A 20,583-nucleotide genomic window follows, 5' to 3' on the forward strand; every position below is an offset into this window, starting at 1 on the left:
TCTGCCCTGTCTGCCCTGTCTGCCCTGTCTGCCCTGTCTGCCCTGTCTGCCCTGTCTGCCCTGTCTGCCCTGTCTGCTCCGTCTGCTCCGTCTGCTCCGTCTGCTCCGTCTGCTCCGCGCTGCGCCTGTCGCGCAACAGCCAGGTCGGATAAACCTTCACCGCACCACGGGCGCACAACACACGCGGCCTCACAGGCGCGCCCGGCGTTGCGGCCGGCACGGTGACCGTGCTGCGGCTCTCTGGAGCGCTTCCGGCACTGTCGCCAGATACCACAACATCGCCAGCCCACCCGCCGCAGGCCTCAGGCAGTACCCCGCCAGCCTTGCCGCCGGCCAGCTGGCGGTGGCTGCCCGCACCGACCACGCCAGCGGACCTGCTCCGCCCGGCACGGGTTTCATCGGCGAAAGTGGGCACAGGCGCCCGCCTGCGCTAAGATGCCGGGCTTCGTTCATTGATAAATCGAGTTTCTATTGCCGATGCCGCCTCAGCTCCCTGAGCCTCTGCGACGCTTCTGCCAATCCCTGATGCGGCCATTCCGGCGAGGGAGCAGCACCGCAGTCCAACGTCGCATCATTCCCCGCGACCAGCACAATATCTCACGCAAGGATTTCAGCCGTGCCGCCCTGCATGTGCTGTATGGCCTCAAGGATGCCGGTTACGACGCCTACCTGGTCGGCGGCTGCCTGCGTGATCTGCTGACCGGCATCAAGCCGAAGGATTTCGATGTCGTCACCAATGCCACACCGGAGCAGATTGAGCGCGTATTCCGGGGCGCCCGCATTATCGGCCGCCGTTTTCGGCTGGTGCATGTGCGCTTCAAGGGCGATGTGATCGAGGTGGCCACGTTCCGCGCCCTGGCCGGCGATGATGACCACGACGACCACCTCAGCCGCCGCAGCGCCAACGGCCAGATCTTGCGCGACAACGTTTACGGCACCATCGAGGAAGACGCGCTGCGCCGCGATTTCACCTGCAATGCGCTCTACTACGATATTGCCGATTTCAGCCTGCACGACTTTGCCGACAGCCTGCACGATATCGAGCAACGCACCCTGCGCCTGATCGGCGACCCCGAACAGCGCTACTACGAAGACCCGGTGCGCATGATCCGTGCGGTGCGGTTTGCCGCCAAGCTGGATTTCGACATCGACCCCGACACCGAAGCGCCGCTGTCCCGGCTTGCTCCACTGTTGCAACAGGTGCCACCGGCCCGGCTGTTCGAAGAAGTGCTCAAACTGTTTCTCAGCGGCCACGGCCAGCGCACCTTCGCCATCCTGCAACGCTACGGCCTGTTTGATGCGCTGTTTCCCACCACCGCCGAAGCCCTGGCCGACGAAGACGGCGCCAGCGACCTGAAACTGATCCACGCCGCCATGCGCAACACTGACCAGCGACTGGCGCAGGACAAGCCTGTCACCCCGGCGTTTCTGTTCGCCGTGCTGCTGTGGCCCGTGCTGCGCCGGCGGCTGGCGTTTTACCTGGATCATGGCATGCCGCCCATGCAGGCCATGAACAAGGCCGCGGGGCAGATCATGGCCGAGCAGGTATCCGTGATTGCTATTCCGCGCCGTTTCTCCACCGTGGTGCGGGAAATGTGGGATCTGCAATTGCGCCTGCCGCGCCGCGCCGGCAATCGTGCCGAGCAGCTGATGCAGCACCCCCGGTTCCGGGCCGCCTACGATTTCCTGTTGCTGCGCGAGGAAGCCGGCGAAATCAAGCCGGGCCTTGGCGAGTGGTGGACGCGCTATCAGGAAGCCCACCCGGTGGATCGCGATACACTGCTGGCCTCCCTCAGCCGCCGCGACAGCGAGCCGGGCGCGCCGCGCAAACGCCGCCGCCGGCGCCGCCGTGGCGGGGCCGGCAATCAGGCCGGCGACGGCGAATGATCCGCGCCTATATCGGGCTTGGCAGCAACCTGGCCGATCCCGTAGCTCAGGTGCGCGCTGCCTTGCGCGCCCTGACAGCCCTGCCACACAGCCGCCTTGCCGGGCAATCACCGCTTTACCGCAGCGCGCCCGTGGGCCCGCAGGATCAGCCGGATTTCATCAATGCCGTGGCCGCACTGGATACCTCGCTGCCCCCGCTGGCGTTGCTGGATGCGCTGCAGGCGCTGGAGCAAGCCGCCGGCAGGGAGCGCCTGCGTCCCTGGGGCGAACGCACGCTGGATCTTGATCTGCTGCTGTACGGCGACCAGCACATCGCCACGCCGCGCCTGACCGTCCCACACCCGCACCTGCATGAACGAGCCTTCGTGCTGGTGCCGCTGGCCGCTCTGGCCCCCGATCTGCGCCTGCCTGACGGCCAGCCAATCACCCACTGGCTGGCGCAATGCAATCGGGATGATGTCTGGTACTATGATGGCCGCGTGGATGGTCGCGATAGCCCCGGGGGTGGCCGCGGATGACCGGATGTAACAACAGCCTGTAGGCAGACCGGCGAAGCCGGGCAATGCACAGCCCACCGGGCGCCTGCCACCCGCTTCAGCCGGCCAGCTCAGGCGCTTGCGTAGAGGCGCACCCACGCGGAGCCGCACTCAGGCACTAGCCGCTGCCCTGCACCGACGATGCCCAGGCAACCCGTAACGCATACCGGCGACCAGCCGCATGAATCACGCCTTATCGGGGGAGAAAACGATGCCCACAGAACGACTGCAAGCCCTGCGCGACAGCGGCGAGCTACCCCGTTTTGTCGCCGTGGAAGGCCCGATCGGTGTGGGCAAGACCACGCTAGCACGGCGTCTGGCGGCCACCTTCAACTATGAAACACTGCTGGAGCAGGCCGAGGCCAACCCCTTTCTGGAGCGCTTTTACCGCGACCCGCGCCGCTATGCCCTGCAAACCGAGCTGTTCTTTTTATTTCAACGCACCGAGCAACTGCGCGATCTGAAACAGAACAGCCTGTTCGAGCCGGTGCGGGTCAGCGATTTCCTGATCGACAAGAACGCCCTGTTTGCCGAAGTGACACTGGATGAAGACGAGTTCCAGCTGTATCAGAACGTGCATCAGCACCTCATCATCGACGCACCACAGCCTGATCTGGTGATCTATCTCCAGGCGCCCACCAGCGTGCTGCTGCAACGTATCGGCAAGCGCGGCCTGGCGCATGAACGCGCCATCAGCGCCGAGTATCTGGATCAGCTCAACAGCGCCTATGCCCGCTTCTTCCACTTTTACGACCAGGCACCGCTGTTGATCGTCAACGCGGCCGATATCGATTTCGCCAGCAACGATGACGACTACCAGCAGCTGCTGAGCTACCTGCTGGACATCCGCCGGGGCCGGCACTACTTTAACCCCCGGCCGCTGGCAGGCTGATAGCCGCCAGCCGCCCATACCATCTTCGACCCGGGTACCTGCTATGAGCGTAACCGTCCGCACCCTTCAGCAATGCAAGAACGAAGGCCGCAAGTTTTCCGTCCTCACCGCCTACGATGCCACCTTCGCGCATCAGATCAGCAGCGCAGGCGTCGACGCCATTCTGGTCGGCGATTCGCTCGGCATGGTGGTGCAGGGCCACGACAGCACCCTGCCGGTGACCGTGGACGACATCGTTTACCACACCGCCTGCGTGGCACGCGGCAACCAGGGCGCGCTGATCATCGCTGACGTGCCGTTTCTGGCAGCAGCAACGCTGGATCGGGCGCTGGATTGCTCGCTGAAACTGATGCAGGCCGGCGCCAACGTGGTCAAGATCGAAGGCGCTGGCTGGCTGGCAGACACCGTTCAGGTGCTCAAGCGCAACGGCGTGCCCACGTGCGTGCACATGGGCCTGACACCACAATCGGTAAATGCATTCGGCGGCTACCGGGTGCAGGGCCGCGAGCAAAGCCAGGCCGATCAGATGATTGCCGATGCGCAAGCGCTGGAAGCCGCCGGCGCCGACATGCTGCTGCTGGAATGCGTGCCCCGCGAAGTCAGCAAGCAACTGACCGCTGCCGTGGGCATCCCGGTGATCGGCATCGGCGCTGCGCCGGAATGCGATGGCCAGGTGCTGGTGATTCAGGATGTGCTGGGCATTACTGCCGGCAAGACGGCGCGTTTCGTGAAAAACTTCATGGCTGCCGCCAACGGCGATATCGCCGCCGCCATCAAGGCTTATGATAGCGCCGTCAAAGACGGCTCATTCCCTGCCGCCGAACACTGTTTCTGAACCACAGCAGCTGCGCCCGGCATCACTGCCAGGGCGCAGCTGCTGCTCTCTTCCGGAGCCTGTATGCAAACCCTGCATCGTATTGATGAAGTGCGCGCCCAGGTGCGTGCCTGGAAAGCCGCTGGCCTGCGTGTCGCCTTTGTGCCCACCATGGGCAATCTGCACGCCGGCCATATCCGGCTGGTCACCACCGCACGCGAGCATGCGGATAAAGTCGTCACCAGTATTTTTGTCAATCCGACCCAGTTCGGCCCGAACGAAGATTTCGATGCCTACCCGCGCACGCTGGCCGACGATCAGGCAAAACTCGCGGCGGCCGGCAACGATCTGGTGTTTGCCCCATCGGTGGCAGAAATGTATCCCGAACCGGGCCTCACCACCGTGGACGTGGCCGAGCTGGGTGATTACTTGTGCGGTGCCAGCCGGCCGGGGCATTTTCGCGGCGTTTCCACCGTCGTCAGCAAACTGTTCCATATCGTCGAGGCCGATGTGGCCTGCTTTGGCGAAAAGGATTATCAACAGCTTGCGATCATCCGGCGCATGGTGCGGGATCTGTGTTTTGGCGTGAGCATCATCGGCGTGCCCACCGAACGGGAAAGCGACGGGCTGGCTCTGAGCTCCCGCAACGGCTACCTCAGTGCCGCCGAACGAGCTGTGGCGCCACAGATTTACGCGCACTTGTGTGCCGCACGAAATGCCCTCATATCAGGGGAAACGGACTTCGCCGGGCTTTCCGCACAGCTCGCCACCTCGCTTGAGACCCACGGGTTTCAGGTGGATTACCTGGAAATCATGGACGCCGAACGGCTCAGGCCCGCCACCCCCGCGAACGAAAAACTGGTTGTCGCGGTCGCCGCCAGGCTGGGAAAAACTCGATTGATAGACAATATATCAGTGGCAATTGTACGTGACTGAGCATTCCGGCATACTGGCGCGCCATTTTCGGCACTGGCGCCCGGCTGATTGACAGTCTGAATGCCGGTTGACCTGCTGGCAGGGTTGGTTGAAAGCCTGTCATACAGTTGCAACGGCCCTCCGGGGCAGCGCAGAGAGGTGAGAAAAGTTATGCAATGCACAATGCTGAAAGCCAAGCTGCATCAGGCACGAGTTACCCACGCGGAGCTCGAATACGAAGGCTCTTGTGCCATTGATGGCGAGCTCCTCGATCTGTCCGGCATTCTGGAATATGAACAGATCCAGATTTATAACATCGATAACGGCGAACGCTTCACCACTTATGCCATTCGTGGCGAAGAAGGCTCGAAGATGATCTCCGTGAACGGTGCTGCCGCACACAAGGCACAGCCAGGTGATCGCATCATCATCTGTGCTTACGCAAATTACTCCAGTGCGGAGCTGATCAATTTCAAACCGCGCCTGATCTATCTTGCCGACGGTAATGCCGTGAAAGGCACAAGCAACGCGATCCCGGTGCAAGTGGCGTAATTTTCTATTGCGGCGGACGGGCACCGCAAGCGCCCGAGAAGACGCAAGAAAAGTTGCAGGGAAAAGCCACGAGGCGATCCGCAAGCAAGCCCAAAAGCCCGACAATAAAGCGCCCTCAAGCTGCAACAGCTTGAGGGTTTTTTTCGTGCCGTGCGAAGGCAGAGCCGAGCGCCCGCGCATACCCGCAGCACAGCACCAGGACGATGCATCGAATGACGCTTTTCTCGATTGCTTGCGGCAACAAACATCTTCAAGCATCTTGCCTTCCCCCATGGCGAGCCGATCGCAAAGCAAAGCAAAGCAAAGGAGTAGAGCACCGAGCGGACAAACAACTGCGAACGATCATGTGCCACCGATAGCTCGCTTGTTAACACGATGGCCGGGCGAGGCAATGGCTGCCCTGCGCGAGACAATTTTTCTGCACCGTGATGGCTACCCTCTGCGGCAATCGTCGCCCCGCGCCCAACACCTGCCCGGCCCGGCGAGCACGATCGCATAAGCGGCCACACGGCTCCGGCGATCTCACCGTTGTGCCGGATCAACCTCGGCGTCAGTACGCTTTGCCAGCCCGAGCGCCAGCGGATCAGCCAGGCCGGCGGCAATGGCCATGCCCACCAGTGCCGGCAAATGCGGGGCCTGCATTCGACGCATCACCCTGGCCCGATGTAGATCCACGGTTTTCACACTGATCCCCAGTCGATCGGCAATTTCCCGATTGGTGTGGCCATGTACCAGCGGCAGCAACACGTCCTGCTCGCGCTGGGTGAGCGCGGCGAGCCGTGCGTGCACCGCTTTCAGTAGGGGCGACACGTCGCGCTGCCGGTGGCGTAATACATGCTGCACACTATCCAGCAGCAGCTGCTCACTATACGGTTTTTCAATGAAATCCACGGCTCCCGCACGAAACGCCCGCACCACCATCGGCACGTCCGCATGGCCGCTGACAAAAATGATCGGCAGGTCGATGCCACGTTCACGCAGCGCATCCTGCACGCTCAACCCGCCCATGCCCGGCATGCGCACATCCAGCAGCAGACAGCCGCGCATGTCCGGTCGGCACGCCTCCAGAAAAACACGGCCATCCGTAAACGGCTGCACCGACAACCCCACCGATTCCAGCAACCACACTGTCGATTCCAGCATGCCGGGATCATCGTCCACCACATACACTTGCTGCCCGGCCGGCAATTGGCCCGATTGATCGTGTTGAAACACCTCTGTCTCCTGCATCGTTATTCTGTGCGGGTGGCGTGCAGCGGAAACCGGCAGCGCATAGTCAAGCCACCGCCCTGCTGCGGCACCGCCTCAAGCTCGCCACCAAAGCCCTCGACAATCGTGCGGCTCATGGATAACCCCAGCCCGAGCCCCTCTGCCTTGCTGGTAAAAAACGGCGTAAATATTCGCTCCCGCGCTTGCGGGGCCAAACCCGGCCCTTCGTCCGTCACGGCCAGCGCCAGCATGTCGTCTTCCACTGCGGCTGACACCCACACGCGCGACGGGCCCCGATGCACCCCTGAGTTGGCCTCCATGGCGTTGCGCAGCAAATTCAGCAACACCTGCTCCAGCAGCACTTTGTCGGCCACCAGCGCGGGCAGGTTCTCCGCCAGCGCCAGAATGATGTCCACTTGCCGCTGGGCCGCTTCCCAGGCACATAGCTGCACTGTGTCGCGCACCACCTGATCGAGCGCAAGGGGCCGCATGTGCCGCTGCCCCTTGCGCAAGAACGCACGCAGGCGGCGGATGACAGCCGAGGCGTGGCTGGCGTGTTCGTTGATGCGGCGCAAGCCTGACGCCAGCCGCTCGCGCGCCAGCGGGCTTTCCGCGACGGTTTGTAAATAACGCTGTCCGGCGCTGGCATAGTTCATGATCGCCGCCAGCGGCTGATTGATTTCGTGCGCGATGCCGGAGGCAAACTCCCCCAATGTCACCAGCCGTGCGCTGTGGGCCAGCTCTTCTTCCAACTGCCGCTGCTGCGCCTCTGCGGCAATACGGGAAGAAATATCGCGGGACACACTGACCACTTCCACCACCGAGCCGGTATAGGTTTCACGAATGGCTCGGCTGGATGTCTCCAGCCAGACATACCGCCCGTCACGGTGCCGCACCCGGTAGGTGCTGGTGTGATAACCGGCATCCTCCAGCGCCTCCAGCTCGGCCTGACCGAAAGCCGCGACTTCCGACGGGTGCAGAAGCTCGGCCAGCGAGCGCCCGCGCAATTGCTCCGGCCAGTATCCCAGCAACCGCCAGGAAGCCGGCGAGGCATCCAGAAACCGGCCCTCCGGCGTATGGCGTGAGATCAGATCGGTGGTGTTCTCGATGATCAGCCGGTAAAGCCGCTGCGCACGCGCCGCCTCGCGTTCCCGGCGCAGTGCCTCGGTAGCATCCCGGCAGCGCGCCAGCACGCGACCAGCCGCGGTATCGGGGATGAACGTCCACAGCAGCCCTCGCGTGCCCCACCAGGCTTCCACCTCCTCGATCGCCCGCTGCTGGTGCAGGCAGGCGCGCGCCAGGTGGGCATGATTGGGCGGCAGCAGGGCCGGTGCGTTGGCGAGCAGGCCGCCTTCAAGCAGGGCCAGGCAGGCCGCATTGGCCATCAGCGGCTGGCCATCGGCTGCCAGCCACAGGCTCGGCTGCGGGTCGGCTGCCGCACACGGCAACGGCGCGGGATCGGGTGGGGACTGGGTCATAGGGCTTTGCTGTCGTCTGTCCCGAATCGAAGACCAATAAATATAGTACAAATACTATATAGAGTCAGTGATATTCCATATCTGCGGCAAAATGTATATAAATAGGGACCGCCTTCCTTACGGCGGTTGCCTGAACATTTCAACAACAGGGCTAGCACAATGTCGATTTTCGAGCAGGGGCTTGATCGTTCTGCGGTCAACCACGTCCCCCTGACACCGCTGAGCTTCATCGAGCGCACTGCAAGCGTTTATCCTGATTACCCCGCTGTGGTTCACGGCGCGCTGCGGCGTACCTGGGCAGAAACCTACCGGCGCTGCCGCCAGCTCGCTTCCGCTCTGGCCGGGCGCGGTATCGGAGCCGGCGACACCGTTGCCGTGATGCTGCCGAATACGCCGGCGATGCTGGAGGCGCATTTTGCCGTGCCGATGGCGGGGGCCGTGCTCAACACCCTGAATGTGCGCCTGGATGCAGAAACCATCGCCTTCATGCTGCGCCATGGCGAAGCCAAAGTACTGATCGCCGACCGCGAATTTCATCAGGTAGTGCGCGATGCGCTGGCAACGCTGGAGCAGCCACCGCTGGTCATCGATGTGAACGATCCCGAATACGGCGAAGGCGAGCCGAACAGCGCGCTGGATTACGAGGCGGTGCTGGCCGAAGGTGATCCCGACTACGCCTGGCAATGGCCGGCAGACGAATGGCAGGCGATTTCCCTGAACTATACCTCCGGCACCACGGGCGATCCCAAAGGCGTGGTCTATCACCATCGCGGCGCTTTTCTCAATGCCATGGGCAACCAGATGACCTGGGCCATGGGGCACCACCCGGTCTATCTCTGGACGCTGCCGATGTTCCACTGCAACGGCTGGTGCTATCCCTGGACAGTCACCGCACTGGCTGGCGTGCATGTCTGCCTGCGGCGCGTTGACCCGCAAAAAATCCTGACGCTGATTCGCGACGAGCGGGTGACGCATCTGTGCGGTGCGCCGATCGTGCTCAATGCGCTGGTGAATCTGCCCGAGGCCGACAAGACCGCCATCGATCACCCGGTGCAGGCGATGGTGGCCGGCGCCGCGCCACCTGCGCAGGTTATCCGCTCGGTAGAAGCCATGGGCATTCATGTCACCCACGTTTACGGGCTGACCGAAGTCTACGGCCCGGTCACCGTGTGCGCCTGGCAGGAACGCTGGGACAGCTTGCCTCCAGCCGAGCAGGCCAGCGTCAAATCCCGCCAGGGCGTGCGCTATGCCACGCTGGAAGGCGTCATGGTGGCCGACCCGGCAACCCTTGCGCCGGTGCCGGCAGATGGCGAGACGCTGGGCGAAATCCTGATGCGCGGCAACACCGTCATGAAGGGCTATCTGAAGAACCCGGCGGCCACCGCCGAGGCATTTGCCGGCGGCTGGTTCCACACCGGCGATCTGGCGGTGATGCACGAAGACGGCTACATGGAAATTCGCGACCGTGCCAAGGACATCATCATTTCCGGCGGTGAGAATATTTCCACCATCGAAGTGGAAGATATCCTGTACCGCCATCCCGCCGTGCTGGAAGCCGCCGTGGTTGCCCGGCCGGACGAACGCTGGGGTGAAACGCCGTGCGCCTTCATCACGCTCAAGGCCGATCAGGCACACACCACCGAGGCCGAGATCATGCAGTTCTGTCGCGAACATCTGGCCGCCTTCAAGGTGCCGAAAACGGTGGTTTTCACGACCCTGCCGAAAACGTCCACCGGCAAGTTGCAAAAATTTATCCTGCGGGACTGGGCACGCGCACTCTAGCCGCGCCATGATGGCTCAGCCACGCCCGCTTTCAGCTTACCAGCCGGCCCGGTGCCGGCTTTGTTCGTATCGAGGCCAACACATGTCTGATTACCAAGCCCCCCTGCACGATATGCGCTTTCTGCTGCACGATCTGTTCCAGGCCCCTGCCACCTGGGCACGCCTGCCGGCACTGGCGGGGCATGTCGATGCCGATACCGCCGATGCCATTCTGGAAGAAGCCGCCCGCGTGACCAGCGGCCTGATCGCGCCGCTCAACCGCGAAGGCGATGAAATCGGCGCCCAATGGCATGACGGCGACGTGACCACACCGCCCGGCTTTCGAGAAGCCTATCGCGGCTACAGTGAAGGCGGCTGGATCGGCCTGGCCGGCAACCCGGACTACGGCGGCATGGGCATGCCGAAAATGCTGTCGGTGCAGTGCGAAGAGATGCTGTACGCCGCCAACAGCAGCTTTGCCCTGTATGCCACACTCACCTCCGGCGCCTGCCTGGCGATCGACACGCACGCCAGCGATGCGCTGCGGCGGCAGTATCTGCCCAGGCTCTACAGTGGCGAATGGACCGGCGCCATGTGTCTGACAGAAGCCCACGCCGGCAGCGATCTGGGGCTGATCCGCACCCGGGCCGAGCCGGATAACGATGGCCGCTACCGCATCACCGGCTCGAAGATCTTCATCACCGGCGGCGATCACGATCTCACCGACAACATCATCCATCTGGTGCTGGCACGCCTGCCGGATGCACCGGCCGGCCCCAAGGGCATTTCCCTGTTTCTGGTGCCCAAGCGGCTGCCAGATGCCGAGGGCCGGGCCGCCGAAGACAACCGCGTCATCTGCGGCGCCATCGAGCACAAGATGGGCATCAAGGCATCGGCCACCTGCGTGATGCATTTCGAGAACTCCATCGGCTATCTGGTGGGCGAACCCCACCGTGGCCTGGCCGCCATGTTCACAATGATGAATTACGAACGGTTGTCGATCGGTATCCAGGGCATCGGCTGCGCTGCACGCTCGTTGCAGGTGGCAAGCGAGTACGCCCGCGATCGGCTGCAAGGCCGCGCCGCTGGCAGCAGCGACGGCCCCGCGCCGATCATCGTGCACGCCGATGTGCGCCGCATGTTGCTGACCATGAAAGCCCTCACCGAAGGCAGCCGTGCTTTCGCCACTTATGTTGGCCTGCAACTGGATCTGGCGAAATTCAGCGACGATGAACAAGAACGCGCTGCCGCCGCTGCCAGGGTGGCCCTGCTGACCCCGGTAGCCAAGGCGTTCTTCACCGATACCGGTTTCGAGAGCTGCGTGCACGGCCAGCAAGTGCTCGGCGGGCACGGCTATATTCGCGAATGGGGCCAGGAGCAGCTGGTGCGCGACGTGCGCATCGCGCAGATTTACGAAGGCACCAACGGTATTCAGGGGCTGGATCTGCTGGGCCGTAAAGTCGTGGCCGATAACGGCGCGGCGCTGATGGATTTCATCAACCTGATGCGCACCGATGCTGAGAGCTGCCCGCGCTTCCGCGCCCCCCTGAAAGAGGCTCTGGATCGGCTACAGCAGACCAGCCAATGGCTGATCGAGCAAGCAGCTACTGACCCGGCGCTGGTGAACGCCAGTGCGGTGGAATACCTGCATCTGCTCGGCTACGTTGCCTACGCCTGGCTGTGGGCGCGCATGGATGTTGCCGCCGCCGATGCCAAGCAGGGCGACCCGGCATTCCGGGCCGCAAAGCAAGACACCGCTGCGTTCTATTTCCAGCGCCTGTTGCCGCGCATCCTGAGCCTGGAAGCGACCTTGCGCAGCGGCAGCACATCGCTGACCGCCTTGCCCGCCGAGCAATTCTGAGTGGAGCAGACCATGCAAGATGTTGTCCTCATTGACGCCTCCGGCTACCGCGTGCCGATCATCGCGCTGTTGCCAGAAAGGCCGCAGCGCGATGCCCGGCGCGGCCTGGCCACACCGTGCATCGGCGACGGCCAGAGCGTGGCGCTGGTCGTCGAGCGGCCATGACGGCTCGCACGCTCACCACGCTGCTCGGCAACAGCCAACGGCTTGATGGCGGCGCCATGTTCGGCAATGCACCCAGAGCGCTCTGGCAGCGCTGGCTGCCCCCCGATGAAGAGCATCGCATTGCACTGGGTTGCCGCGCACTTCTGGTGCGCGAGCCGGGCCGCAATATCCTGATCGAAACCGGCATCGGTGCATTTTTTTCACCCGAACTGAAGCAGCGTTTCGGTGTGCAGGAATCGCACCATGTGCTGCTCGACAGCCTCGCCGGCGCCGGGCTGAGTGACGCCGATATTGATATCGTGCTGCTCACCCACCTGCACTTTGACCACGCCGGCGGCCTGCTCGCCGCCTGGCAGCCAGATACCCCTGCGCGCCTGCTGTTTCCCAATGCGCGCTATATCACCGGCCGGCGCCAATGGCAGCGCGCCTGCGCACCGCACCCCCGTGATCGCGCCTCGTATATTCCCGAACTGCTGGCGCTGCTTGAGGCCAGCGGCCGGCTGGCGCTGGTGGCAGATGGCGACTGCCCGTTGGGCGCAGGCTGGCATTTTCACTGGAGTGACGGGCACACACCGGGCCAGTTGCTGCCGCAAATCGACATGCCGGGCGGCCCGGTGGTGTTCGGCGGCGATCTGGTGCCGGGCGCAGCCTGGGTGCACGCGCCGATCACCATGGGCTACGACCGTTTCCCCGAAGCTGTCATCGACGAAAAAACAGCCTTGCTGGAGGCGCTGCTGCCGCAACAGGGGCGGCTGGTTTTCACGCATGATCCCGAGATCGCGTGCGGCCGTATCGCCCGTGACACGCGGGGCCGGTATCACCTTGCCGATACCACGACGGCGCTGGAACAGCTCGCACACTGAGCCTTTTCCGGCCAGCGCCAAGTCAGTGTCGCGCTGTTCACTCACTGTGCCGAGACGGAGGGTGCAATGACAACGACCACCGCGGCCTTTACGCCTCGTCATTGATTCGCGATAGTGTTGCGCTGGAATATAACTGCGGCCGCCATTATCACGGCCTATCACGACGACATAAGAACAAACCCTAGGAGGCCATAGATGTCGGATGAGAAACGCTATCCGGTGCCGGAATCATTTCGTCAGCGCGCGCTGATGGATAAAGCGCTGTACCAAGAGTGGTATCGTGCCTCAATCGAAGACCCGGACACATTCTGGGCCGCCCGAGCACAAGAATTCCTGCACTGGTCGAAGCCCTGGGACAAGGTGCGCGACGGCGATTTTGCCCAAGGCACCGCTGCCTGGTTTGTCGGCGGCGAACTCAACGCCAGCTACAACTGCATTGATCGCCACCTGCCAGAGCGCGCCGATCAGACGGCTATCATCTGGGAAGGTGACGAGCCGGATGACAGCCGGCATATCACCTATGCCGAATTGCACGAACAGGTTTCCAAACTTGCCAACGTGCTGAAACAGCGCGGCGTCAAAAAAGGCGACCGCGTCTGCATTTACATGCCGATGATTCCCGAGGCCGCCTACGCCATGCTGGCCTGCGCACGGATCGGCGCGGCGCACTCGGTGGTGTTCGGTGGATTTTCCCCGGAAGCACTGAAAGACCGCATTCTCAACGCCGAAGCCAGCGCTGTCATTACTGCCGATGAAGGCGTGCGCGGTGGCCGTAACGTGCCGCTGAAAACCAATGCCGACAAAGCGCTGGCCGGTTGCGACAGCGTGCATACATGCGTAGTGGTGCGCCGCACCGGCGCGGATGTGGCCTGGGACGACAAGCGCGACCTGTGGTATCACGAAGCCGTTGCCACAGCGAGCGCCGATTGCCCGCCGGAGCCGATGGGCGCGGAAGATCCGCTGTTCATCCTGTACACCTCCGGCTCCACCGGCAAACCCAAAGGCGTACTGCACACCACCGGCGGCTACCTGCTCAGCACCGCGCTGACGCACAAATACGTGTTCGATTATCAAGATGGCGATATTTTCTGGTGCACCGCCGATGTGGGCTGGGTGACCGGCCACAGCTATATCGTCTACGGGCCGCTGGCCAACGGCGCTACCACGCTGATGTTCGAAGGCGTGCCGACCTACCCGGATGCGTCACGGTTCTGGAATGTGGTGGACAAACACAAGGTCAATATTTTCTATACTGCGCCGACCGCTATCCGCGCCCTGATGGGCCTGGGTGATGAGGCGGTGACGAAAACCGACCGCAGCAGCTTGCGCCTGCTCGGCACCGTGGGCGAACCGATCAACCCGGAAGCCTGGGAGTGGTATCACCGCGTGGTCGGCGACAGCCGCTGCCCGATCGTCGATACCTGGTGGCAGACCGAGACCGGCAGCATCCTGATCGCTCCGATTCCCGGCGCAACCGAAACCAAGCCCGGCTCTGCCACGCTGCCGCTGTTCGGTGTGCAACTGGGCTTGCTCGATCCGAACGATAAAGAGCTTGATGGTGCCGCCGCCGGCAACCTGATCATCAAAAGCTCCTGGCCGAGCCAGATCCGTGGCGTGTATGGCGATCACGCACGTATGCTGGAAACCTACTTCGCCACGCCCAAAGGTGTTTATTTCACTGGCGACGGTGCGCGCCGTGACGAAGATGGTTACTACTGGATCACCGGCCGTGTGGATGATGTGCTGAATATTTCCGGGCACCGGATGGGCACGGCGGAAATCGAATCCGCACTGGTGCTGCATGAGGCCGTGGCGGAAGCCGCCGTGGTCGGCTACCCGCACGACATCAAGGGCCAGGGCGTGTACGCCTATGTGGACCTGATGGCCGGCTTTGAACCCAGCGACGCGCTCGCGGCCGAGCTGCGTGATTTCGTGGGGAAAGAAATTGGTGCCATCGCCAAGCCGGACATGATCCAGTTCACCCCGGCGCTGCCGAAAACCCGCTCCGGCAAGATCATGCGCCGCATCCTGCGCAAGATTGCCTGCAACGAGCTGGACAACCTGGGTGACACCTCCACACTGGCCGATCCTTCAGTGGTGGAACAACTGATTGAGGAACGCCTGAACCGCTGATGCCCGGGACCAGAGAAAGAGGCCGGCATTACCGGCCTCTTTTCTTCTGACGGCTGGATACAAGAAAAAAAGGTTCATCGTCGATTTCCGTAGAGACATTCCCGATATCCGTGAAAGCACCTACGGGGTTGTCAAAAATACCGAGCTTCTTACTCTCCTCGTCTCTTGTGGGACAAGCGCAGCGCAGAACAGCCGTAGGCTGGCCCGAAGGGTGAGCGAAGCGAATAAGGGGCTGGGGGAGCGGGGGCGACGAAATTTCAGCTGTCACGACACCTGCTACATGTTTCACTACTTTCACTTACCTTCAGTAGATACTTTTATAAAAATCCCACAGCCAAAAAATTTCGAGCGTTAGTCAGTTTCGTTCCAGATCAAGTACCGAGTGTATATTTCCTGCCATAATCTCCCCCTCTCCCCAACCCCTCTCCCACAAGGGGAGAGGGGCTAAAGAAAGATTCAGCATTGATTTCTGTGGAGGCATTTTCGATATCTATGAAAGCACCTACGAGGTTGTCCAAAATACCGATCTCTTTAGCCCCTCTCCCTCGTGGGACAAGCGAAGCGCAGAACAGCCGCAGGCTGGCCCGAAGGGCAAGCGAATCAGCTTTTTGCCCCCTCTCCCCTTGCGGGAGAGGGGCTGGGGGAGAGGGGGCGACGAAATTTCAGCTGTCACGACACCTGCTACATGTTTCACTACTTTCACTTACCTTCAGTAGAAATTTTTATAAAAATCCCACAGCCAAAAAATCTCGAGAGTTAGTCAGTTTCGTTCCAGATCAAGTGCCGAGTGTATATTTCCTGCCATAATCTCCCCCTCTCCCCAACCCCTCTCCCACAAGGGGAGAGGGGCTAAAAAAAACGCTCTCCGACCGCGCACCCCATTTTCATTTTTCTGTCATGTGCCTGACACCAACGCAGATTACCCTTCTCGGCAAACGCCCGTTTACGCGGCGAACCCGAGAGGCACCCGCAGCATGTTCCCCCGAGAGCCGCTAACCCGACGGATTGAATTGCTGAAGCGCTTGACGACCCTGGAGCGTCTCTCCCTGGGTGTGGGCAATCTGCTGCATGATTATCAGATCCGTTATTTCTTTTTTGGCCTCGACCGTTCGTTGTCATTGGTGCGTATGCAGTTGTTGGCGCTGCATAACCTGCCGCTGCCGTGGGCTCAGCAATATTTTTCCGATGAACTGTTCAAGCTCGATCCCACTGTGCGCTACGCACACGCCCATCACCAGCCGATTGCCTGGCAGCAATTGCAGGAAATGTCCTGTTGCGCCGGCCCGGACACGCTGCCGGTGCTGCGGCAGCATCAGCAACATGGCTTGCGTAGCGGCTATACCCTGCCGCTGAGAAGCCACGGCGGCGCTACCGCCTGGCTCACACTGGCCTGTAGCGAGCAGAACGAAGCAAGCCAGGCGCTGCTACATGCTTTCCTGCCTAAAGCTGTGCTGTTGGCATTTACTCTTCAGGATTGCGCCTTGCGTCTGGCGCCGCTTCTGCCCGCCGGGCAACCGCTGTTAAGCGATCGCGAGCGTGCTTGCCTGGCACTTGCCAGCGACGGCCTGACCAATGCGGAAATCGGCACCACACTCGGCGTCAGTGATCGCACAGCGATTTATCACATCACCAATGCCTGCCGCAAAATGGGTGCGCGTAACCGCCAGCAAGCGATCACCCGTGCACTGCTTACCGGGCAGCTCGGCGGCCCGTCCCCGCTGGCACCGCAGATGGAGCCCCGGCGTACGCCGCCATAACCCTCCGATGCGCATTTGATCCACAGCGCCCGCTTCTCTACCCTAGGGCGTTCCCCCCGCGAGCACTATTCCAAGGAGAGATTTGTGCAGGAGCTGTATTCGTCCTTCACCGACACGTTGGCCATTTACCCGTGGGCAGAAACGCTGCTCGCCATCGCAGGCCTGCTGCTACTGGCCTGGCTCGTCAACTGGATCGCACGTGCCATTCTCCGGCTGATTTTCAGCCGCCGCCTCAGCAAAGATGAACAACAGCGCGGTGCACAGCTGCGCATGCCGCAGCTGCGTGCCATCGCGCGCTTTGCCAATATCGCGCCAGCGCTGGTGATCGCGGCGGGCATTGGCGCAGTGCCAGGGCTACCGGAAATCATTGTCACCATCACGCGCAACGTCTGCGGTGCTTTTATCATCGTCACCATTGCTGTTGCGGCAGGTCATCTGCTGGATTATGCCAATCTGGTCTATCAGCGACGCCCCGATGCGCCGAACAAACCCATCAAGGGTTATCTGCAAGTGCTGAAGCTGGTGCTGTACATCATCGCCGCGCTGCTGACCATCGCCACGCTGGTGGACCAGAACCCACTGATCCTGCTGTCCGGCCTGGGCGCCATGGCAGCGGTCCTGATGCTGGTATTTCAGGACACTATTTTATCGCTGGTCGCCAGCGTGCAGATCAGCTCGAACGGCTCCGTGCGCGTCGGCGACTGGATCGAAATGCCGCAGGTGAATGCCGATGGCGACGTGGTCGACATTGCCCTGCACACCGTTACAGTGAGCAACTGGGACAAAACGCTGACCACCTTCCCGACCCGCAAGCTGGTCAGCGAATCATTCAAGAACTGGCGCGGCATGAGCCAGTCCGGTGGCCGCCGCATCAAGCGCTCGCTGTACCTGGATCAAACCAGTGTGCGTTTTCTCTCCGATGAGGAAATCGCCCATCTGCACCGCTTTGCCGTGCTGGACAACTATCTGGATGAAAAAGCCGCCGAGCTGGCAGAATGGAACAGCTCACTGATCGAACAGGGCAAAGACCCGATCAACAGCCGCCGTGTTACCAACCTCGGCACATTCCGGGCCTACATGAACCAGTATCTGCGCAACCACCCCGGCATCCACCAGGAAATGACCCTGCTCGTGCGCCAGTTGCAACCAGGCCCCACCGGCGTGCCGCTGGAACTGTATTGCTTCACCAACACAGTCGCCTGGGCGCAGTATGAAGGTATCCAGTCGGATATTTTCGATCACATGCTGGCGATCCTGCCGGAATTCGGCCTGCGCGTCTTCCAGCAGCCCAGCGGTGCCGATCTGCACGACATCAGCCAGCACAATCCGCTGCTGCTCGCGGCTGCCCCGCAGGATACGCAGTAAATCCGCTCGTCACGGCTGCCCAAGCGGCCGTGACCAAACGCGCACCTTATTCCGGTGCCGCACCCCATTCGGTCACCATGGCCAGCCCGGCCTCCAGCGTGCGCGTAACTGGAGTCTTGCCGGCTATTTCCAGCAGCCGCGCCTGCTGTGCGGCCGTCAGCACAGCGGGCGTGAGCAGCCGCCGCGTTACTCGCGCCTTGCCGTCGGCATCCTTGAACAGTTGCAGCTCCACCTTCAGATCACCGATATCCCAGCTCTTGCGCTCGGCATACATGCGCAGCGTAATCGCCACACAGGCACCCAGCCCGGCCAACACCAGATCATAAGGCGCCGGCCCGGCGTCCTGGCCACCAGCACTGGCCGGCTCATCCGCCAGCAATTGATGGCAGCCGGTATGCACCTCATGACGATAGGCCGGCCCGCTGGCGAACACGGTGGCTGTGGCTGTGGGCTTCATCGGAACCTCCGGTAGAAAAAGCAGCGAAGCTGCCATGCTGCCCCGCACGCTCGCCCGGCGCAACGGCGTATCAGCCCGCGCCAGCCAGCTGCTCCCAGGCGCGCACCGTGCGCGCGGCACGCGCCTTGCCGGCGACACCGAACAGCGGCGCATCCCGGCACCAGCGCGCCGCCGCCGCATCATCCGCCTGCTGCATGAGCACGCCGGTCTCCTGATACAGCGCTCCCGCAACGGCCAGCGCACCCGCCAGCGCCACATGCGTCGCCGCCGAGGCCGGGTGCTGCCCGGCCAGCGCAGCCAAACTGCACAGCGCCGCCACCAGCCGCTCCTGCAACGCCTGCGGCCAGCCTCGGGCGCGCGCCTCCCGCAGCGCATACGCCAGCACCGCCAGGTTTACAAACACATCCTCGATGGTGCGGAAAGGCTTCACATAATCGCTGTAGCCGTCGCCGGGCAGCATCGCCGCTGCCGGCACCACCACAGCTTTCAGAAGACACTGGCTGTGAGGCAACTCGGGGATGAACGGCAGCGGCGGCGAGGGCGGCCATTCCAGCCCCGCCGCTATCGCCGGCACCCGTAGCACTTTCAACCGTGGCCGCGCCTTCTCATCATCGTCGGCAAGCCGGGCCACCACCAGCACTGCCGTGCAGTCGCCACCCAACGTGATCCAGCTCTTGTGGCCATCCAGTCGCCAGCCTTCTACCGTCTCGGCACAGCGGGTTTCAATATCCCGTGGCCGGTTGCCCGCTGGCTCGGTGGCCGCCAACGCCAGAATCTCCTCCGGCCGCACACCCGGCACCAGGGCACGCAGCGCCGCCTGATAACCCGCCGCAAATGCCCAGCCGATACGATCCGCCATGAACCCGCCGCGTAGCGCGAGCGCCACCGGATCATCGGCCTCGCTTGCCAGCCCCTGCCACACGGCGCGCCACGTATGCAGCGAGGGCTGCGCCGCGACCGCGTGCGATGTTTGCAACAGCCAGCCCAGATTATCGTTCAGGGAAGTATCTGGCGGCGGCGTGTTCAAAATGGTGCTCATCCTGCGGGCCCTCGAAATGCGCGATCACCGCTGGCCGTGCGGCCAGACATGGAAGCGGCAGATGTTGGCAGATCAGAGATCGGCCCGCCATGACGGCAGCCGACACAGCCCGGCGACGATCGCCACCGCGCAACTTTGCCGTAAGCCCGACGCCGTATCGGCCTGCCAGCGGCAGCCCAATGCGGGGTAGCGAAGAACACCACCATCAGCATCAGCTCGGCCAGGTCCCCGGCGTAATACATCAGCATCGCGCCCTGCCGCAGGCTGTCGCTGGCAATGCCTGCCCCATCCGGCCAGGGGCCGGCGTACATCAATTTTCCGAGCAATGCGTGCAGCCCTGCCGAGCACCATAGCCACATGCCGCGCGTCCGGCGTGAGGCGGTGCCGGGCAGCCGATCCGGCCCCCCAAGAATTGCCTGGCAGTACAGATAGCCCGCCAGTAGAAAATGGAGATGCAGCCAGACGTGGCCGGCCGGGTGTGCCATGCCCCAGGTAAACAACGGCGTCAGATACAGTAGATACATGCCGCCGATATGCAGCACGCTGGCAGGCAGCGGATGCCAGGCCCAACACAGCGGCCGGCTGTGCCAACAGCGCACCAGCCTGCGAGCGATGGCAACCGGCAATGCCCGCAGCAGCAGCGTACCGGGCGCCGAGCAGACCAGCAGCAACGGCGCCACCATGCCGATCAGCACATGTTGCGCCATGTGCCAGCGGTAATCACCGTGCGCCTGATGCATCACCCACTCGGAAAAACAGAACCCCAGCAACACTACCGCCACGCTGGCACAGAGCAGCCGCTGCCGGGGCCAGCGTTTGTATGCGTCGCTGCGTGCGTTAGCCTGCGCCGCCCAGCCAAGCAGATAGCCAGTGCCGATCAGCGGCGCAATCCATTCCAT

19 protein-coding genes are annotated in these 20,583 nt (G+C 62.7%); 13 read left to right on the top strand and 6 right to left on the bottom strand.

Annotated features, from left to right (window positions below):
• A partial coding sequence (locus MU846_RS09600) for a hypothetical protein (RefSeq protein WP_246952114.1) occupies positions 1-415 on the bottom strand: 415 nt, incomplete at its 3' end.
• Between the two features lie 110 nt (positions 416-525).
• Here MU846_RS09600 and pcnB point away from each other — a divergent pair.
• The 6 genes from pcnB (at position 526) to panD (ending at position 5,596) form a co-directional block, all read left to right on the top strand.
• The gene (pcnB, locus tag MU846_RS09605) at positions 526-1,887 is read left to right on the top strand and encodes a polynucleotide adenylyltransferase PcnB (RefSeq protein WP_246952116.1); all 1,362 of its coding nucleotides are present in this window, start codon (positions 526-528) and stop codon (positions 1,885-1,887) included.
• The gene (folK, locus tag MU846_RS09610; protein WP_246952118.1) at positions 1,884-2,405 is read left to right on the top strand and encodes a 2-amino-4-hydroxy-6-hydroxymethyldihydropteridine diphosphokinase; all 522 of its coding nucleotides are present in this window, start codon (positions 1,884-1,886) and stop codon (positions 2,403-2,405) included. Before pcnB ends, folK begins: the two co-directional genes overlap by 4 nt.
• 229 nt (positions 2,406-2,634) lie before the next feature.
• Positions 2,635-3,315 (top strand): deoxynucleoside kinase, encoded by a 681-nt coding sequence (locus MU846_RS09615; protein WP_246952120.1) that lies wholly within the window; start codon positions 2,635-2,637, stop codon positions 3,313-3,315.
• A 43-nt stretch (positions 3,316-3,358) separates the two neighbouring features.
• Positions 3,359-4,150, top strand: a complete 792-nt coding sequence (panB, locus tag MU846_RS09620; RefSeq protein WP_246952122.1) for a 3-methyl-2-oxobutanoate hydroxymethyltransferase — start codon at positions 3,359-3,361, stop codon at positions 4,148-4,150.
• 63 nt (positions 4,151-4,213) lie between these two features.
• Positions 4,214-5,065, top strand: a complete 852-nt coding sequence (panC, locus tag MU846_RS09625) for a pantoate--beta-alanine ligase (RefSeq protein ID WP_246952124.1) — start codon at positions 4,214-4,216, stop codon at positions 5,063-5,065.
• Positions 5,066-5,215: 150 nt separating this feature from the next.
• Positions 5,216-5,596 carry an aspartate 1-decarboxylase gene (gene panD / locus MU846_RS09630; RefSeq protein ID WP_246952126.1) on the top strand — a complete coding sequence of 127 codons (381 nt, stop codon included), beginning with the start codon at positions 5,216-5,218 and terminating at the stop codon, positions 5,594-5,596.
• Positions 5,597-6,118: 522 nt separating this feature from the next.
• Here the strand turns inward: panD and MU846_RS09635 are convergent.
• Together MU846_RS09635 and MU846_RS09640 are read right to left on the bottom strand one after the other, a co-directional pair.
• Entirely contained in the window at positions 6,119-6,811 is a 693-nt protein-coding gene (locus MU846_RS09635) for a response regulator transcription factor (RefSeq protein WP_371738826.1), read from the bottom strand.
• A 17-nt stretch (positions 6,812-6,828) separates the two neighbouring features.
• Positions 6,829-8,283 (bottom strand): sensor histidine kinase, encoded by a 1,455-nt coding sequence (locus MU846_RS09640; protein ID WP_306799349.1) that lies wholly within the window; start codon positions 8,281-8,283, stop codon positions 6,829-6,831.
• A gap of 159 nt (positions 8,284-8,442) precedes the next feature.
• Here MU846_RS09640 and MU846_RS09645 point away from each other — a divergent pair, with 159 nt between their 5' ends.
• The 7 genes from MU846_RS09645 (at position 8,443) to MU846_RS09675 (ending at position 18,188) form a co-directional block, all read left to right on the top strand.
• Positions 8,443-10,065, top strand: a complete 1,623-nt coding sequence (locus tag MU846_RS09645) for an acyl-CoA synthetase (RefSeq protein WP_246952128.1) — start codon at positions 8,443-8,445, stop codon at positions 10,063-10,065.
• Between the two features lie 82 nt (positions 10,066-10,147).
• Positions 10,148-11,905: an acyl-CoA dehydrogenase C-terminal domain-containing protein gene (locus MU846_RS09650; protein WP_246952130.1), complete on the top strand. Its 1,758-nt coding sequence runs from the start codon at positions 10,148-10,150 to the stop codon at positions 11,903-11,905.
• 12 nt (positions 11,906-11,917) lie between these two features.
• A complete protein-coding gene (locus MU846_RS09655; RefSeq protein ID WP_306799350.1) occupies positions 11,918-12,070 on the top strand; it encodes a hypothetical protein in 153 nt (50 codons plus the stop codon).
• On the top strand, positions 12,067-12,933 hold the full coding sequence (locus tag MU846_RS09660; RefSeq protein ID WP_246952132.1) for an MBL fold metallo-hydrolase: 867 nt from the start codon (positions 12,067-12,069) through the stop codon (positions 12,931-12,933). The genes MU846_RS09655 and MU846_RS09660 overlap by 4 nt, the downstream gene beginning before the upstream one ends.
• A gap of 195 nt (positions 12,934-13,128) precedes the next feature.
• Positions 13,129-15,066 (top strand): acetate--CoA ligase, encoded by a 1,938-nt coding sequence (gene acs, locus MU846_RS09665; RefSeq protein ID WP_246952134.1) that lies wholly within the window; start codon positions 13,129-13,131, stop codon positions 15,064-15,066.
• A 1,010-nt stretch (positions 15,067-16,076) separates the two neighbouring features.
• A complete protein-coding gene (locus MU846_RS09670) occupies positions 16,077-16,823 on the top strand; it encodes a LuxR family transcriptional regulator (RefSeq protein WP_246952136.1) in 747 nt (248 codons plus the stop codon).
• A gap of 84 nt (positions 16,824-16,907) precedes the next feature.
• A complete protein-coding gene (locus MU846_RS09675) occupies positions 16,908-18,188 on the top strand; it encodes a mechanosensitive ion channel family protein (protein WP_246952138.1) in 1,281 nt (426 codons plus the stop codon).
• A 46-nt stretch (positions 18,189-18,234) separates the two neighbouring features.
• On the opposite strand, the gene MU846_RS09680 is transcribed toward MU846_RS09675, so the two are convergent.
• The 3 genes from MU846_RS09680 to MU846_RS09690 form a co-directional block, all read right to left on the bottom strand.
• Positions 18,235-18,645 carry an OsmC family protein gene (locus MU846_RS09680; protein WP_246952140.1) on the bottom strand — a complete coding sequence of 137 codons (411 nt, stop codon included), beginning with the start codon at positions 18,643-18,645 and terminating at the stop codon, positions 18,235-18,237.
• Between the two features lie 70 nt (positions 18,646-18,715).
• Positions 18,716-19,684: an acyl-CoA dehydrogenase family protein gene (locus tag MU846_RS09685; protein ID WP_246952142.1), complete on the bottom strand. Its 969-nt coding sequence runs from the start codon at positions 19,682-19,684 to the stop codon at positions 18,716-18,718.
• Positions 19,681-20,583, bottom strand: coding sequence for a cytochrome c oxidase assembly protein (locus MU846_RS09690; RefSeq protein ID WP_246952144.1), 903 nt, complete (start codon positions 20,581-20,583; stop codon positions 19,681-19,683). The genes MU846_RS09685 and MU846_RS09690 overlap by 4 nt, the downstream gene beginning before the upstream one ends.

It is taken from the genome of Alcanivorax quisquiliarum, assembly GCF_023051175.1.
GTDB lineage: Bacteria > Pseudomonadota > Gammaproteobacteria > Pseudomonadales > Alcanivoracaceae > Isoalcanivorax > Isoalcanivorax quisquiliarum.

Excerpts from the sequence above, each read along its gene's own strand:
- pcnB (WP_246952116.1), top strand. The coding sequence starts at position 526 with ATGCGGCCATTCCGGCGAGGGAGCAGCACCGCAGTCCAACGTCGCATC.
- folK (WP_246952118.1), top strand. The coding sequence starts at position 1,884 with ATGATCCGCGCCTATATCGGGCTTGGCAGCAACCTGGCCGATCCCGTA.
- MU846_RS09615 (WP_246952120.1), top strand. The coding sequence starts at position 2,635 with ATGCCCACAGAACGACTGCAAGCCCTGCGCGACAGCGGCGAGCTACCC.
- panB (WP_246952122.1), top strand. The coding sequence starts at position 3,359 with ATGAGCGTAACCGTCCGCACCCTTCAGCAATGCAAGAACGAAGGCCGC.
- panC (WP_246952124.1), top strand. The coding sequence starts at position 4,214 with ATGCAAACCCTGCATCGTATTGATGAAGTGCGCGCCCAGGTGCGTGCC.
- panD (WP_246952126.1), top strand. The coding sequence starts at position 5,216 with ATGCAATGCACAATGCTGAAAGCCAAGCTGCATCAGGCACGAGTTACC.
- MU846_RS09640 (WP_306799349.1), bottom strand. The coding sequence starts at position 8,283 with ATGACCCAGTCCCCACCCGATCCCGCGCCGTTGCCGTGTGCGGCAGCC.
- MU846_RS09645 (WP_246952128.1), top strand. The coding sequence starts at position 8,443 with ATGTCGATTTTCGAGCAGGGGCTTGATCGTTCTGCGGTCAACCACGTC.
- MU846_RS09650 (WP_246952130.1), top strand. The coding sequence starts at position 10,148 with ATGTCTGATTACCAAGCCCCCCTGCACGATATGCGCTTTCTGCTGCAC.
- MU846_RS09655 (WP_306799350.1), top strand. The coding sequence starts at position 11,918 with ATGCAAGATGTTGTCCTCATTGACGCCTCCGGCTACCGCGTGCCGATC.
- MU846_RS09660 (WP_246952132.1), top strand. The coding sequence starts at position 12,067 with ATGACGGCTCGCACGCTCACCACGCTGCTCGGCAACAGCCAACGGCTT.
- acs (WP_246952134.1), top strand. The coding sequence starts at position 13,129 with ATGTCGGATGAGAAACGCTATCCGGTGCCGGAATCATTTCGTCAGCGC.
- MU846_RS09680 (WP_246952140.1), bottom strand. The coding sequence starts at position 18,645 with ATGAAGCCCACAGCCACAGCCACCGTGTTCGCCAGCGGGCCGGCCTAT.
- MU846_RS09685 (WP_246952142.1), bottom strand. The coding sequence starts at position 19,684 with ATGAGCACCATTTTGAACACGCCGCCGCCAGATACTTCCCTGAACGAT.
- MU846_RS09690 (WP_246952144.1), bottom strand. The coding sequence starts at position 20,583 with ATGGAATGGATTGCGCCGCTGATCGGCACTGGCTATCTGCTTGGCTGG.